Genomic DNA, 13,181 nt, shown 5'->3' on the forward strand with positions numbered 1-13,181 from the left:
ATAACTCCCAAGGCATTACATGGCGCAACCCCAGCATATTCTCGATTGCGATGTCCTGATCATCGGCGGCGGCATCAATGGCGCCGGCATTGCGCGCGACGCCGCCGGCCGCGGGCTGTCGGTGGTGCTGTGCGAGAAGGACGATCTGGCCGCCCACACGTCGTCGGCGTCGACCAAGCTGATTCACGGCGGGCTGCGCTATCTGGAGTATTACGAATTCAACCTGGTGCGCAAGGCGCTGCGCGAACGCGAGGTGCTGCTGCGCGCCGCGCCGCACATCATGTGGCCGCTGCGCTTCGTGATGCCGCACGCGCCCGGCCAGCGGCCGGCGCTGCTGATCCGCGCCGGACTGTGGCTGTACGACCGGCTGGCGCGGCGCGATCTGCTGCCGGCCTCGGCCGCCATCAAGCTGCGCGGCCAGGCGCTGGGCCAGCCGCTCAAGCCGGAATTTGCGCGCGGTTTCGTGTATTCCGATGGCTGGGTCGATGACGCGCGGCTGGTGGTGCTGAACGCCATCGACGCTGGCGAGAAGGGCGCCACCATCCTGACCCAGGCGGTGTGCACCAAGCTGGAGCGCCAGGCCGCCGACTGGCAGGCCACGCTGTTCAAGCCGAGTTGCGGCGAGATCCGGGTCAACGCCCGCTATGTGGTCAATGCGGCCGGGCCGTGGACCGCCGCGTTGCTGCACGCGACGCTGCCGAAGGAGGACGGCGGGCATCTGCGGCTGATCAAGGGCAGCCACATCGTCGTCAAGCGGCTGTTCGCGCATGACCACGCGTATATTTTCCAGCATGCGGATGGGCGGATCGTATTTGCGATTCCGTACGAGGGCGAGTTTACGCTGATCGGCACCACCGACCTCGATTATGAGGGGGACGCCAACCAGGTCGCCATCAGCGAGGACGAGATCGCCTATTTGTGCCGCCTGGCCAGCCAGTATTTTGTCGCGCCGGTGGTGCCGGCCGATGTGGTGTGGAGCTATTCCGGCGTGCGGCCGCTGGTCGAGGATGGCGCCGACGCCAAGGCCGTCACGCGCGATTACCGGCTGGAGATTGATAGTCACGGTCCGCCGATCCTGAGCGTGTTCGGCGGCAAGATCACCACCTTCCGCAAGCTGGCGGAGGAGGCGGTCGACCACATCGCCAAGGCGCTCGACAACCGCCACGGCGGCTGGACCCACGACGCCTGCCTGCCGGGCGGCGACCTGTTTGGCGCCACGCCGCAGAACCGCGCGGTCAAGGAATTCGATGGCTGGGTCGGCGCCCAGCGCAGCCGCTACGGCTGGCTGCCGGCGGCGCTGCTGACGCGCTATTGCCGCGCCTACGGCACCCGCATCAATACGCTGTTGGACGGCCGCGCCGCGCTGGCCGACCTCGGCGAGGAAATCGTCCCTGGCCTGTACGCGGTGGAAGTGGAATACCTGCGCCGCTATGAGTGGGCGCGCACCGCGCAGGACATCCTGTGGCGCCGCAGCAAGCTTGGCCTGCATCTGCCGGCCAGTGCCGCCGACCAGCTGCAAGCCTGGCTCAACGTCCATCCGCTCAGTCGTTAGGCCGCCAAGCACCAAATAAAAACGGCGCCCGCGGGCGCCGTTTGATTTATTTCACACCGTGCATTAACTTCTGGATCAGCGGGGCGATCAGGAACAGCAGCGCGCCGCCGATGATCAGCGACCAGAAGCCGAAGGTGTAGCCGTGCAGCGCCGATGGCACCGACATGCCGCCTTCGCCCGACACCGCCGAGGCGAAGATGCCCGACAGGTTGTTGCCTATGCCGGTCGACAGGAACCAGCCGCCCATGCCCAGACCCACCAGACGGGTCGGCGCCAGCTTGGTCACCATCGACAGGCCGATCGGCGACAGGCACAGCTCACCGATCGATTGCAGCACGTAGACCATGAACAGGGTCCAGAACGGGATCTTGTTGTTGGCGTCCACCAGGCTCGATAGCGCGAACATCAGCAGCAGGAAAGCGGTGCCGTTGAAGATCAGGCCCAGGCCGAACTTGCGCGGAATCGACGGGTTGGCGCGCCCCATGGCCACCCAGATGAAGGCCACCAGCGGCGCGAAGGCGATAATGGCCAGCGAATTGACGGTCTGGAACCAGGCCACCGGGAAGGTCCAGTTGAACATGTCGCGGTCGACGATTTTCTCGGCCAGGAAGGTGAATGAGCTGCCGGCCTGCTCGAAGAAGCACCAGAACATGATATTGAAGAAGAAGATCAGCAGCATGGCGATCACTTTGTCACGCGCCACTTTGCCATTCTTGATGCCTTCCACCAGCAGCATCACCGCCAGCAGCACGAACAGCACCGACAGCACCACTTGCAGGTTCTTGGCGCCGGTCGCCAGCAGCGAGTACACCACCGGGATCACGCACACGGAGCCGAGCACCACGTACAGCAGGCGTTTCGGATCGGCGTTGCGGGCGTCTGGTGCACCGATGCCTTTCAGTTGGGCGCGGCCGATGTAGAACCACACCAGGCTGACCAGCATGCCGACGCCGGCCGACATGAACACCACTTTATAGGCCGGCATGCCGCCGGTGCCGAAGACGGCGGTCGCCAGCCATTCGGTCAGGACCGGCGCCACCATCGCGCCGGAGTTGATGCCCATGTAAAAAACGGTAAAGCCGGAGTCGCGGCGGGTGTCGCCGGTGCTGTACAGCTTGCCGACCATGGTCGAGATATTCGGCTTGAACATGCCGTTGCCGACGATGATGGTGGCCAGACCGAACTGGAACACCGTCTCGTTGGGGAAGGCGATCATGAACAGCCCGGCCGCCATGAAGGCGGCGCCGACCAGGATCGAGCGTTGGTAGCCGAGCACGCGGTCGGCCACGTAGCCGCCGAACAGCGCCGCTGCATACACCAGCGCCAGGTAGGAACCGTACACCAGGTTGGCCGACGATTCGCCCGCCGCATCGCCGTTGTAGAACTGTGCCACCACGTAGAGCACCAGCGCCCAGCGTATGCCGTAGAACGCAAAGCGCTCCCAGAACTCGGTCATGAACAACATCCACAGTGGGGCGGGATGCCCCAGGATCTGCTTGAACTCCGGAATCGCTGCTTCCGTGTTGGTGGTGGTCGCACCGCTCATGCGGTTCCTCCTAATAATTATGGTCTAAGGAACTGGACACCCTTGTGGGGCGGCCAAATTGGGCGCCATTTTAATCTACAAAGTGGCTGCTGATGCACTTTTTGATGCTGCCCCTGCAAACTTGTGTCATTTGTGTTAATCATTTGCCAGCCCACAAGTGACGAGTTTGTCGTATATTGGTGGCGCACCACTTATAGAAACTGAATAGGATTTACGCATCATGGAACATGACGTTGTCGATACCCAGATTTCCCCCGAAGGCCACCTGGAGATTCTCTCCAAGGCGGAAGTAAATAAACTGCTCGATACCAGCCAGGGCGGCTTGTACAACGTGTTTCGCAAATGCGCGCTGGCGGTGCTCAATAGCGGCAGCACCATCGACGATGGCAAGGAGCTGTTGGAACGCTATCAATCGTTCGACATCAGCATCGTCCAGCGAGAGCGCGGCATCAAGCTCGACATCAAGGGCGCGCCGGCCATCGCTTTTGTCGACGGCAAAATGATCAAGGGCATCCACGAACACCTGTTCTCGGTGCTGCGCGATATCGTCTTCGTCAGCAACGAAGTGACCGACAACCCCAAGTTTGACCTGGATAAAACCGAAGGCATCACCGACGCCGTGTTCCACATCCTGCGCAACGCCGGGGTGCTGAAGCCGATGCTCAATCCGAATCTGGTGGTGTGCTGGGGCGGTCACTCGATCAACCGCGCCGAATATAACTACTCGAAGGAAGTCGGCTACGCCATGGGCCTGCGCGACCTGGATATCTGCACCGGCTGCGGCCCGGGCGCGATGAAAGGCCCGATGAAGGGCGCCACCATCGGCCACGCCAAGCAGCGCCTGCACCGCGGCCGCTATCTGGGCATCACCGAACCGGGCATCATCGCCGCCGAATCGCCGAATCCGATCGTCAATGAGCTGGTGATCATGCCGGATATCGAAAAACGTCTGGAAGCGTTTGTGCGCACCGGCCATGGCATCGTGGTGTTCCCGGGCGGCGCCGGCACCGCCGAAGAGATCCTCTACATCCTGGGCATCCTGCTGCATCCGGATAACGCCGAGATTCCGTTCCCGCTGATCTTCACTGGTCCGGAAACCTCGCGCGAATACTTCGTGCAGATTAACCAGTTCATTCACGATACGCTGGGGCCTGAGGCGCAGCAGCGCTACAAGATCATCGTCGACGATCCGGAACTGGTGGCGCGCGAGATGCAGGCCGGGATCAAGGCGGTGCGCGAGTTCCGCAAGTCGCGCAGCGATGCCTACTACTATAATTGGGGCCTGAAGATCGACGCCGAGTTCCAGCGTCCATTCCCGCCGACGCACGAGAACATGCGCAATCTGAGCCTGCACAAGGACCAGCCGGTGCACCTGCTGGCGGCCAACCTGCGCCGCGCGTTTTCGGGCGTTGTGGCCGGCAATGTGAAGGAAGAGGGCATGCGCGCGATCGAGAAGTACGGTCACTTCGAAATCCACGGCGACAAGGCCATCATGGGACCCATGGACGCGCTGCTGGCATCCTTTGTCGCCCAGTCGCGCATGAAGCTGGCCGGCAAGCCGTACACGCCGTGCTATCGCGTGATCCAGTAAGCAGAACATGGGCGAGGGGAGCTAGTTCTCTCCCCCTGTGATAAAAAAAAGCCGCTCGATGGAGCGGCTTTTTCGTGGATGCTGAAGATTACTCTTCGCGGCGCAGGTGCGGGAACAGCAGCACGTCGCGGATGTTTGGCGAGTCGGTGATGATCATCATCAGACGATCGATGCCGATGCCGCAACCGCCGGCTGGCGGCATGCCGTATTCCAGCGCGCGGATGTAGTCGGCGTCGTAGAACATCGCCTCTTCATCGCCCGCGTCCTTGGCAGCGACTTGCGCCAGGAAGCGCGCCGACTGGTCTTCCGCATCGTTCAGCTCCGAGAAGCCGTTGGCGATCTCGCGGCCCACCATGAACAGCTCGAAGCGCTCGGTGATGCCGGCGGCGGTATCGGACGCGCGCGCCAGCGGCGACACTTCGGCCGGATAGTCGATGATAAAGGTCGGTTCCCACAGCTGCGCCTCGGCGGTTTCCTCGAACAGCGCCAGTTGCAGCGCGCCCAGACCGGCGGTGGCGAACGGCTTGACGCCGAACTTCAGCAGTTCCTTCTTGATGAACTCCGCATCGCCCAGCTGCTCCGGCGTATAGCCCGGCGCGAACTTGTTGATCGCTTCCACGATGGTCAGGCGGTGGAACGGCTTGGCCAGATCCAGCTCGCGCCCGCCGTAGGTCAGCGTTGCGGTGCCGTGCGCGTCGATCGCCGCCTGGCGGATGATCTCTTCGGTGAAGTTCATGATCCACTTATAGTCGGTGTACGCCGCGTAGAATTCCATCATCGTGAATTCCGGGTTGTGACGGATCGACACGCCTTCGTTGCGGAAGTTACGGTTGATCTCGAACACGCGGTCAAAGCCGCCGACCACCAAACGCTTCAGGTACAGCTCCGGCGCGATGCGCAGGAACATCTGCATGTCCAGCGCATTGTGGTGGGTGATGAACGGCTTGGCCGCCGCGCCGCCTGGAATGGCGTGCAGCATCGGCGTTTCCACTTCCATGAACTCGTTCTTTTCCATGAAACGGCGCATCGACGAAATCGCGGCGGTACGCGCCTTGAAGGTGCGGCGCGTCTCTTCGTTCATGATCAGGTCCACGTAGCGCTGGCGGTACTTGGTTTCCTGGTCGGCCAGGCCGTGGAACTTGTCCGGCAGCGGGCGCAGCGACTTGGTGATCAGACGCAGTTCGGTGACCTTGATGGTCAGCTCGTCGGTCTTGGTCTTGAACAGCGTGCCGACCACGCCCAGGATATCGCCCAGGTCATAGTGGTGCAGCGCGGCCATGGCGGCTTCGCCGGTCAGGTCCAGCGTGGCGTAGATCTGGATGCGGCCATCAGCCTTGGCGCCCGACGAATCCTGCAGCGTGGCGAAAGCGGCTTTCTTGCCGGCTTCGCGCTTCAGCATCATGCGGCCGGCCAGCTTGACGGTGACCGGCGCCGCTTCCAGCTCTTCGCGCGTCTTCTCGCCGAACTGCGCGTGCAGGTCGGCAGCCTTGTGTTCCGGTTTGAAGTCGTTCGGGAAGGCGATGCCTTGCTCGCGGATGGCGGCCAGCTTGGCGCGGCGCTCCGCAATGATTTTGTTCTCGTCAGGAGCGGCTGCTTGGTCTTGAAGATCCGTAGTCATGGTCTTTACTTTGATTGAGGTGATGATTAATTGGTGGCGGAGGCGAACAGCTCGTCCACATCCAGCGCGCTGAAATCGCTGACGACAGCGATCACATTGTCGAATTCCGCAAACGCCTCGGCCGGCAGGGTGGTGGTCAGCACCACCGCGCGCATGCCGGCGCGGCGTGCCGCTTCCACGCCCAACGGCGCGTCTTCGAACACGATGCTGTTGGCCGGCAGCGTGCCGGCGCGTTCGGCTGCCAGCAGGAACACGTCCGGATTCGGCTTGCCGCGCGCCACGTCGGCGGCGCCGGCGATGGCGTGGAACTGCTTGCGCAGATCGAGGCCGTCGAGCGTGAAGTCGATGTTCTCGTTCGGCGCGGCGGTGGCCACGGCCAGCTTGATGCCGGCCGCCTTGGCGCGTTCGATGAAGTCGACGAAGCCGGCGGTCGGCGCCAGGTGCGGTGCGTACATCTCGCGGTACAGCGCTTCCTTCTCGAAATCGAGCGCCGCGCTTTCTTCCTTGCTGAGCGACTTGCCGAAGTAGGTGCTCATGATTTCATGGCCCTGGCGGCCGGCCGTGTTGCGGAAGAAGTCCTCCGCATCCAGCACGTGGCCGCGGCGCTGGAAAAACTCCAGCCACGATTTCACATGGAACGACATATTGTCGACAATGGTGCCGTCCATGTCGAAGATAAAAGCACGCTGAGTGGTCCGCTGAGTAGTCATTACACGCCTTGTTTGAGCGAAGCGGAGATGAAATCGTCGATGTCGCCGTCCAGCACACCCTTGGTGTTGCCGGTCTCGAAGTTGGTGCGCAAGTCCTTGATGCGCGACTGGTCCAGCACATACGAGCGAATCTGGTGGCCCCAGCCGACGTCGGTCTTGGAGTCTTCCAGCTTCTGCTGCTCGCTCATGCGCTTGCGCAGTTCCAGTTCGTACAGCTTGGCCTTCAGCATTTCCATCGCCTCGGCCTTGTTGCGGTGCTGCGAACGGTCGTTCTGGCATTGCACCACGATGCCCGACGGGCCGTGGGTCAGACGCACGGCGGAATCGGTCTTGTTAATGTGCTGACCACCGGCGCCGGACGCGCGGTAGGTATCGATGCGCAGGTCGGCCGGGTTGATCTCGATATCGATCGAATCATCCACTTCCGGGTACACGAACAGCGACACGAACGAGGTATGGCGGCCGCCGGCCGAGTCGAACGGCGACTTGCGCACCAGGCGGTGCACGCCGGTCTCGGTGCGCAGGAAGCCGTAGGCGTATTCGCCTTCGACCTTCAGCGTGGCGGTCTTGATGCCGGCCACCTCGCCGTCCGACTGCTCCATGATCTCGACCTTGAAGCCCTTGCGTTCGCAATAGCGGGTGTACTGGCGCAGCAGCATCGAGGCCCAGTCCTGGGCTTCGGTGCCGCCGGCGCCGGACTGGATGTCGACGAAGCAGTTGTTCGGGTCCATCGGATTGTTGAACATCCGGCGGAACTCCATGCCTTCGATGACCTTGCGCACTTCCTCGGCGTCGAGGATCAGCGCTTCCAGCGTGTCGTCGTCGCCTTCTTCCTTGGCCATGGCGACCAGGTCGGCCATGTCTTTCAGGTCGGCGTCAGCCTTGGTCAGCGAGAAGACGATGGCTTCCAGCGATTTTTTCTCTTTGCCCAGGTCCTGGGCCTTTTTCGGGTCGTTCCAGACGGCTGGATCTTCCAGCTCGCCGTTTACTTGTTCCAGTTTCTCCGACTTGCGATCGAAGTCAAAGATACCTCCGAAGTTCGGCTTCGCGCGTGGTCAGATCGGCGAGCAGTGAGGTGAGGGCGTTGATACGTTCGGCTTCCATGGTTTTCTTCTTCTCTTAGGCTGAAATCAAACCCTGAATTATACGCTAGCCGGGCCGGCTCTCCCAGTGCCGCGCGCCGCCGGCCGCTTCGCGCGCGCAATGCTGCCATTTTTGCCACAATATTTGCCGAAAACCAGATAGAATGCTGCAGCCTGTAAATTCGCTATTTCGCCCAATTCGCCCAGCCCATGCGTCTCGTCTACCTCGCTCTGCCCCTGCTGCTTGCCGGCTGCGCCGGCTTCCCGTTCAATAACGGCCCGCGCGCCGGGGCGCAGGCCACGCTGGCGCTGCTAGAGACTACCGACCTGCACGCGAATGTGCTCAGTTATGATTACTACAAGCTGCAGGCCGATCCCGCCCTCGGCCTGGAACGCACCGCCACGCTGATCAAACAGGCGCGCGCCGAATACCCGAACAATCTGCTGATCGACAACGGCGACGCCCTGCAAGGCACGGCGCTGGCCGACTATCAGGCGCTGGTCCAGCCGGTGGCCTGCGGCGACACGCTGGCCATCTACAAGGCCATGAACCAGCTGAAGGTCGACATCGCCGGCATCGGCAACCACGAATTCAACTACGGCCTGGCCTACCTGAATCAGGTCACCGCCAGCCACTTCGACGTCGACGGCGTACCTGCTGACGCGCCGCGCTGCGCCGGTCCCGACTTCCCCATCGTGCTGGCCAATATCTACAGCGCCAAGACCAAACAGCCGCTGTTCGCGCCATACCGCATCCTGACCCGCGAGATCATCGCCACCGGCCCGGAAGGCAAACCGCTGCGCGCCACCATCAAGGTCGGCGTGATCGGCTTCACGCCGCCGGGCGTGCTGTCGTGGGACAAGCGCTGGCTGGAAGGGAAGGTCTACGCCGAAGGCGTGCGCGAAACCGCGCAAAAATACATCCCGCAGATGCGCGCCGAAGGCGCCGACCTGATCGTCGCCGTTTCGCACGGCGGCGTCGATGGCGCCCCGTACACGCCGCAAATGGAAAACGCCAACTACTACCTGGCGCAGGTGCCGGGCGTGGACGCGCTGCTGATCGGCCACGAACACCTGCCATTCCCGGACGCCGCCAGCCAGCGCGCCGGCTTCAACCTGCCGGGCGTCGACAAAGTCAACGGCACCATCTACGGCGTGCCGGCCGTGATGGCCAACCTGTGGGGCAAGCACCTGGGCGTGATCGGCCTGCACCTGACCTATGACGGCAGCCGCTGGGTAGTCGACAAGCGCCGCACCACGGTCGAAGCGCGCAGCACCAAACAGGCCGACGGCAGCTACGTCGCCGCCGACCCGGCCATCGCCGCGCTGGTGAGCAGCGAACACGCCGCCACCATCCGCTACGTGCAAACGCCGGTCGGCACCAGCGACTTCCGCATGACCAGCTACTTCGCCGACGTCGGCGACATCAGCGCCATCGAACTGGTCAACCAGGCGCAGACCGCCTACGTACGCGACTACGTCAAGGCCAACCTGCCGCAGTACGCCGCGCTGCCGGTGCTGTCGATGGCGTCGCCGTTCAAGACCGGCGCCGCCGGCGTGGCCGACTACACCGACGTCAAGCCGGGTGCGGTGGCGCTCAACAACGCCGCCGACCTGTATCTGTACCCGAATGCGCTGCACGCCGTCAAACTCAACGGCGCCCAGCTGAAAGCCTGGCTGGAAAAATCCGCCGAGCGCTTCAACCGCATCGACCCGGCCAGCAGCGCGCCGCAGGAGCTGGTCAACACCGGCTTTGCCGGCTTCAACTTCGACATGCTGACCAATGCCGACATCCGCTACCAGATCGACGTCACCCAGCCGGTCGGCCAGCGCATCGTCGGCCTGCACTACAAAGGTGCGCCGCTGTCGCCGACGCAGGAATTCCTGATCGCCACCAACAACTACCGCGCCAGCGGTGGCGGCGGTTTCCCCGGCCTGGATGGCAGCCGTACCGTCATCGCCGCGCCGGACTCCAGCCGCGACGTGCTGATCGCCTACATCAAGCATACCGGCCAACTGACGCGCGCAAACAACGGCGCCACGCGCAGCTGGCGTTTTGCCCCGGCCGCCGTCAAAGGCCCGGTGGTGTTCCACTCCGCGCCCAACCAGCTGGAGCTGGCCCGCGCCGCCGGCCTGGCCAACGTCAGCCAGCTGAAAGCCGACGACGGCGGCGGCAAAGGCTTCGCCCTCTACGGCATCGACCTGAGCAAATGAAGACCGTGCGCCGCGCTTTCATCGTCCCCGTCATCCTTGCTGCGCTCGCCGCCAGCCTGGCGCCGGCCGGTGCGGCATCGATTGGCCCGCCGCTGTCCCGGTCGACGCCGGCCAGCCCCGTGGAAGAGGGACGCCAGTGCCTGCGCGGCAGCGACCAGACGCCGGCCAACCTGCCGCGCGCCTTCCAGCTGTTCAGCGGCGCCGCGCAAAAAGGCGACCCAATGGCCGCCTACTACCTCGGCATGATGTACCAGAACGGCATGGCGGTCGCGCGCAACATGCCGGCCGCCGCCCACTGGCTGCAATTCGCCGCCAACCGCGAAACCCCTGCCGCCATGTTCGCGCTGGCCAAACTCTACCTCGCTGGCGACGGCGTCAAGCGCGACGAACTGGCGGCCCGCCGCTGGATCGAAAAAGCCGCCGACCTCGACTACCCGGAAGCCGTGATGGCCATGGCCATCGGCCTGCGCGACGGTTCCATGGGCTTCGAGCGCAATGAAGCGCTGGCCGAAACCCAGATGCGCTTCGCCAACCGCGCCCTCAAGCTGGCCGGCGCCAGCCGCTAATCTGCCGCTAATCCAACGCCAGGCCGCCGCTGCGGCTTGTTGCGATGCCGCACAGCTATCTGTTGCTGATGAAGTTCTACTAACCTACAATGGGTTTCCGATGGGGCGACTATCCAGCGTACGACTACGATAAAAATCGTTGTATAACAGGAGATGGCACATGAACTTCAAGTTGAACATGCTTGTAGCAGGTCTGGCACTCGGTTTTTCGGCATCCGCGCTGGCGGCGGAACCCATCAAGATCGGCGTCGCCGGTCCGTTCACCGGCGGCTCCGCGCCGATGGGCGTGTCGATGCGCGACGGCGTCAAACTGGCGGTAGCCGACATCAACGCCAAAGGCGGCGTCCTCGGCCGGCAAATCCAGCTGATCGAACGCGACGACGAAGCCAAGCCCGAACGCGGCGTGCAGATCGCCCAGGAACTGATCAACAAAGAAAAAGTCGTGGCCACCGTCGGCTACATCAACACCGGCGTCGCGCTGGCCTCGCAGCGCTTCTACCAGGACGCCAAGATCCCGGTCATGAACAACGTCGCCACCGGCTCCATCATCACCAAGCAGTTCGCCGATCAGCCGGACAATTACATCTTCCGCAACTCCGCCAACGACCAGATCCAGTCGCAGATGATCATCAAGGAAGCGGTCGATAATCGCAAATTCAAAAAGGTCGCGATCCTGGCCGACTCCACCAATTACGGCCAGCTGGGCCGCGAAGACCTGGAGAAAGTGCTGACCGCGCGCGGCATGAAAGCCGTCGCCGTCGAAAAGTACAACATCAAGGACGTCGACATGACCGCCCAGCTGCTCAAAGCCAAGCAGGCCGGCGCCGACGTCGTGCTCACCTACGGCATTGGCCCTGAGCTGGCGCAGATCGCCAACGGCATGGAAAAACTGGGCTGGAAAGTGCCGTTGATCGGCAGCTGGACCCTGTCGATGGCCAACTTCATCGACAACGCCGGCAAGAACGGCAACGGCACCCGCATGCCGCAGACCTTCATCCAGGACCCCAACACGCCGAAACGCAAAGCCTTCATCGACGCTTACGTCAAAGCCTACAACCCGCCGCAAGGCCGCATGCCGTCGCCGGTGTCGGCCGCGCAGGGCTACGACTCGATCTACCTGCTGGCCGCCGCCATCAAGCAGGCCGGCAGCACCGACGGCCCCAAAGTCAAGGCCGCGCTGGAGAACCTGAGCGAAAAAGTCGACGGCGTCGTCACCACTTACGACAAACCGTACAGCAAGGACAACCACGAAGCCATCAACGCCCAGACCACCGTCTTCGGCGAAGTCAAAGACGGCAAAGTGGTGCTGGCCAAGTAAGCCAGCAAGGCCGCATCGCGCCACTGTGGCCAGACTTGTGCCGTTCCGGCAGCAAGCCTGGCCATTTTCTTGTCGTCCAGGGGGCTTACCATGGAAATTCTGTTGCAACTGGTGTTCAGCGGCATCGCGCTGGGCATGATCTACGCCGTCATCGCCTTCGGCTACCAGCTCACCTTCGCCACCTCCGGCACACTCAACTTCGGCCAGGGGGAGTCGCTGATGCTTGGCGCCCTGGTCGGGCTGAGCCTGGTCGGCACCATCCACGGCGGCCCCTACATGAGCTACCTGCTGATGATTCCGCTGGTGATCGTGTTTGGCGCGCTGCAAGGCATGCTGGTCGAGTGGATCGGCGTGCGGCCGGCGATCAAGATCAAATCCGAATTCGGCTGGATCATGTCCACCATCGCGCTGGCCATCATCTTCAAGAACGTCGCCGAAAACATCTGGGGCAAGGACGACCTGACGTTCCCGTCGCCGCTGTCATCGGCGCCGATCGATATCCTGGGCGCCAACGTTCAGCCGATGCAGATCGCAGTGGTGGTCGGCGCGCTGGCCATCATGGCGGCGGTGGAGATTTTCAACCGCAAATCGATCTACGGCAAGGCCGTCGTCGCCACCGCCAACGACCGCGACGCGGCCGGCCTGATGGGGATTAATACCCGCGCCGTGATCACCTTTTCCTACGCGCTGTCGTCGGCGGTGGCCGCGTTCGCGGGCGTGCTGGTAGCGCCGCTGACGCTGACCGGCGCCACCATGGGCGCCTCGCTCGGTCTCAAAGCCTTCGCGGTCGCCATCATCGGCGGCCTGACCTCCGGCGTCGGCGCCATCGTCGGCGGGCTGATACTGGGCATCACGGAAACCACCGCCGGCTACTACATCTCCACCGGCTACAAGGACGTGCCGGGATTGGTGCTGCTGTTGCTGGTGCTGGCGGTCAAGCCGTCCGGGCTGTTCGGCAAAGCCGCCATCAAAAAGGTCTGACCC

The 13,181-nt window shown here is 63.2% G+C and carries 10 protein-coding genes; 6 read left to right on the plus strand and 4 right to left on the minus strand.

All coding sequences use genetic code 11. From position 1 onward, the window contains the following. Positions 1–19: 19 nt before the first annotated feature. Positions 20–1,552, plus strand: coding sequence for a glycerol-3-phosphate dehydrogenase (gene glpD / locus HH213_RS24345; RefSeq protein WP_169113961.1), 1,533 nt, complete (start codon positions 20–22; stop codon positions 1,550–1,552). A gap of 46 nt (positions 1,553–1,598) precedes the next feature. Here glpD and HH213_RS24350 read toward each other — a convergent pair whose 3' ends face one another. Then, positions 1,599–3,098, minus strand: a complete 1,500-nt coding sequence (locus tag HH213_RS24350; RefSeq protein WP_110847658.1) for a peptide MFS transporter — start codon at positions 3,096–3,098, stop codon at positions 1,599–1,601. 220 nt (positions 3,099–3,318) lie between these two features. Between HH213_RS24350 and ppnN the strand changes: the two genes are divergently transcribed. Then, on the plus strand, positions 3,319–4,689 hold the full coding sequence (gene ppnN / locus HH213_RS24355) for a nucleotide 5'-monophosphate nucleosidase PpnN (protein ID WP_110847659.1): 1,371 nt from the start codon (positions 3,319–3,321) through the stop codon (positions 4,687–4,689). An 88-nt stretch (positions 4,690–4,777) separates the two neighbouring features. Here ppnN and lysS read toward each other — a convergent pair whose 3' ends face one another. The 3 genes from lysS to prfB all read right to left on the minus strand — a co-directional run bounded on the left by lysS (position 4,778) and on the right by prfB (position 8,121). Further along, on the minus strand, positions 4,778–6,307 hold the full coding sequence (lysS, locus tag HH213_RS24360; protein WP_169113962.1) for a lysine--tRNA ligase: 1,530 nt from the start codon (positions 6,305–6,307) through the stop codon (positions 4,778–4,780). Between the two features lie 26 nt (positions 6,308–6,333). Further along, the gene (locus HH213_RS24365) at positions 6,334–7,017 is read right to left on the minus strand and encodes an HAD family hydrolase (protein ID WP_169113963.1); all 684 of its coding nucleotides are present in this window, start codon (positions 7,015–7,017) and stop codon (positions 6,334–6,336) included. After that, positions 7,017–8,121 (minus strand): peptide chain release factor 2 gene (gene prfB, locus HH213_RS24370; protein ID WP_110847662.1). Its coding sequence is split into 2 segments (ribosomal slippage): positions 7,017–8,039 and positions 8,041–8,121, totalling 1,104 coding nucleotides; the frame shifts between segments, so codons are not numbered across the junction. Before prfB ends, HH213_RS24365 begins: the two co-directional genes overlap by 1 nt. A 188-nt stretch (positions 8,122–8,309) precedes the next feature. Between prfB and HH213_RS24375 the strand changes: the two genes are divergently transcribed. The 4 genes from HH213_RS24375 (at position 8,310) to HH213_RS24390 (ending at position 13,178) form a co-directional block, all read left to right on the plus strand. Continuing rightward, positions 8,310–10,313, plus strand: coding sequence for a bifunctional 2',3'-cyclic-nucleotide 2'-phosphodiesterase/3'-nucleotidase (locus tag HH213_RS24375; RefSeq protein WP_169113964.1), 2,004 nt, complete (start codon positions 8,310–8,312; stop codon positions 10,311–10,313). Next, positions 10,310–10,879 carry a tetratricopeptide repeat protein gene (locus tag HH213_RS24380; protein WP_169113965.1) on the plus strand — a complete coding sequence of 190 codons (570 nt, stop codon included), beginning with the start codon at positions 10,310–10,312 and terminating at the stop codon, positions 10,877–10,879. The genes HH213_RS24375 and HH213_RS24380 overlap by 4 nt, the downstream gene beginning before the upstream one ends. Before the next feature lie 160 nt (positions 10,880–11,039). Further along, positions 11,040–12,197 (plus strand): ABC transporter substrate-binding protein, encoded by a 1,158-nt coding sequence (locus HH213_RS24385; RefSeq protein WP_110847665.1) that lies wholly within the window; start codon positions 11,040–11,042, stop codon positions 12,195–12,197. A 90-nt stretch (positions 12,198–12,287) separates the two neighbouring features. Next, positions 12,288–13,178 carry a branched-chain amino acid ABC transporter permease gene (locus HH213_RS24390; protein ID WP_110847666.1) on the plus strand — a complete coding sequence of 297 codons (891 nt, stop codon included), beginning with the start codon at positions 12,288–12,290 and terminating at the stop codon, positions 13,176–13,178. Positions 13,179–13,181: the final 3 nt, after the last annotated feature.

The organism is Duganella dendranthematis (genome assembly GCF_012849375.1).
Classification (GTDB): Bacteria; Pseudomonadota; Gammaproteobacteria; order Burkholderiales; family Burkholderiaceae_D; genus Rugamonas; species Rugamonas dendranthematis.

Bases quoted from the DNA above. Each gene is read 5' to 3' on its own strand.
- glpD (WP_169113961.1), top strand. From the start codon at position 20: ATGGCGCAACCCCAGCATATTCTCGATTGCGATGTCCTGATCATCGGC.
- HH213_RS24350 (WP_110847658.1), bottom strand. From the start codon at position 3,098: ATGAGCGGTGCGACCACCACCAACACGGAAGCAGCGATTCCGGAGTTC.
- ppnN (WP_110847659.1), top strand. From the start codon at position 3,319: ATGGAACATGACGTTGTCGATACCCAGATTTCCCCCGAAGGCCACCTG.
- lysS (WP_169113962.1), bottom strand. From the start codon at position 6,307: ATGACTACGGATCTTCAAGACCAAGCAGCCGCTCCTGACGAGAACAAA.
- HH213_RS24365 (WP_169113963.1), bottom strand. From the start codon at position 7,017: ATGACTACTCAGCGGACCACTCAGCGTGCTTTTATCTTCGACATGGAC.
- HH213_RS24375 (WP_169113964.1), top strand. From the start codon at position 8,310: ATGCGTCTCGTCTACCTCGCTCTGCCCCTGCTGCTTGCCGGCTGCGCC.
- HH213_RS24380 (WP_169113965.1), top strand. From the start codon at position 10,310: ATGAAGACCGTGCGCCGCGCTTTCATCGTCCCCGTCATCCTTGCTGCG.
- HH213_RS24385 (WP_110847665.1), top strand. From the start codon at position 11,040: ATGAACTTCAAGTTGAACATGCTTGTAGCAGGTCTGGCACTCGGTTTT.
- HH213_RS24390 (WP_110847666.1), top strand. From the start codon at position 12,288: ATGGAAATTCTGTTGCAACTGGTGTTCAGCGGCATCGCGCTGGGCATG.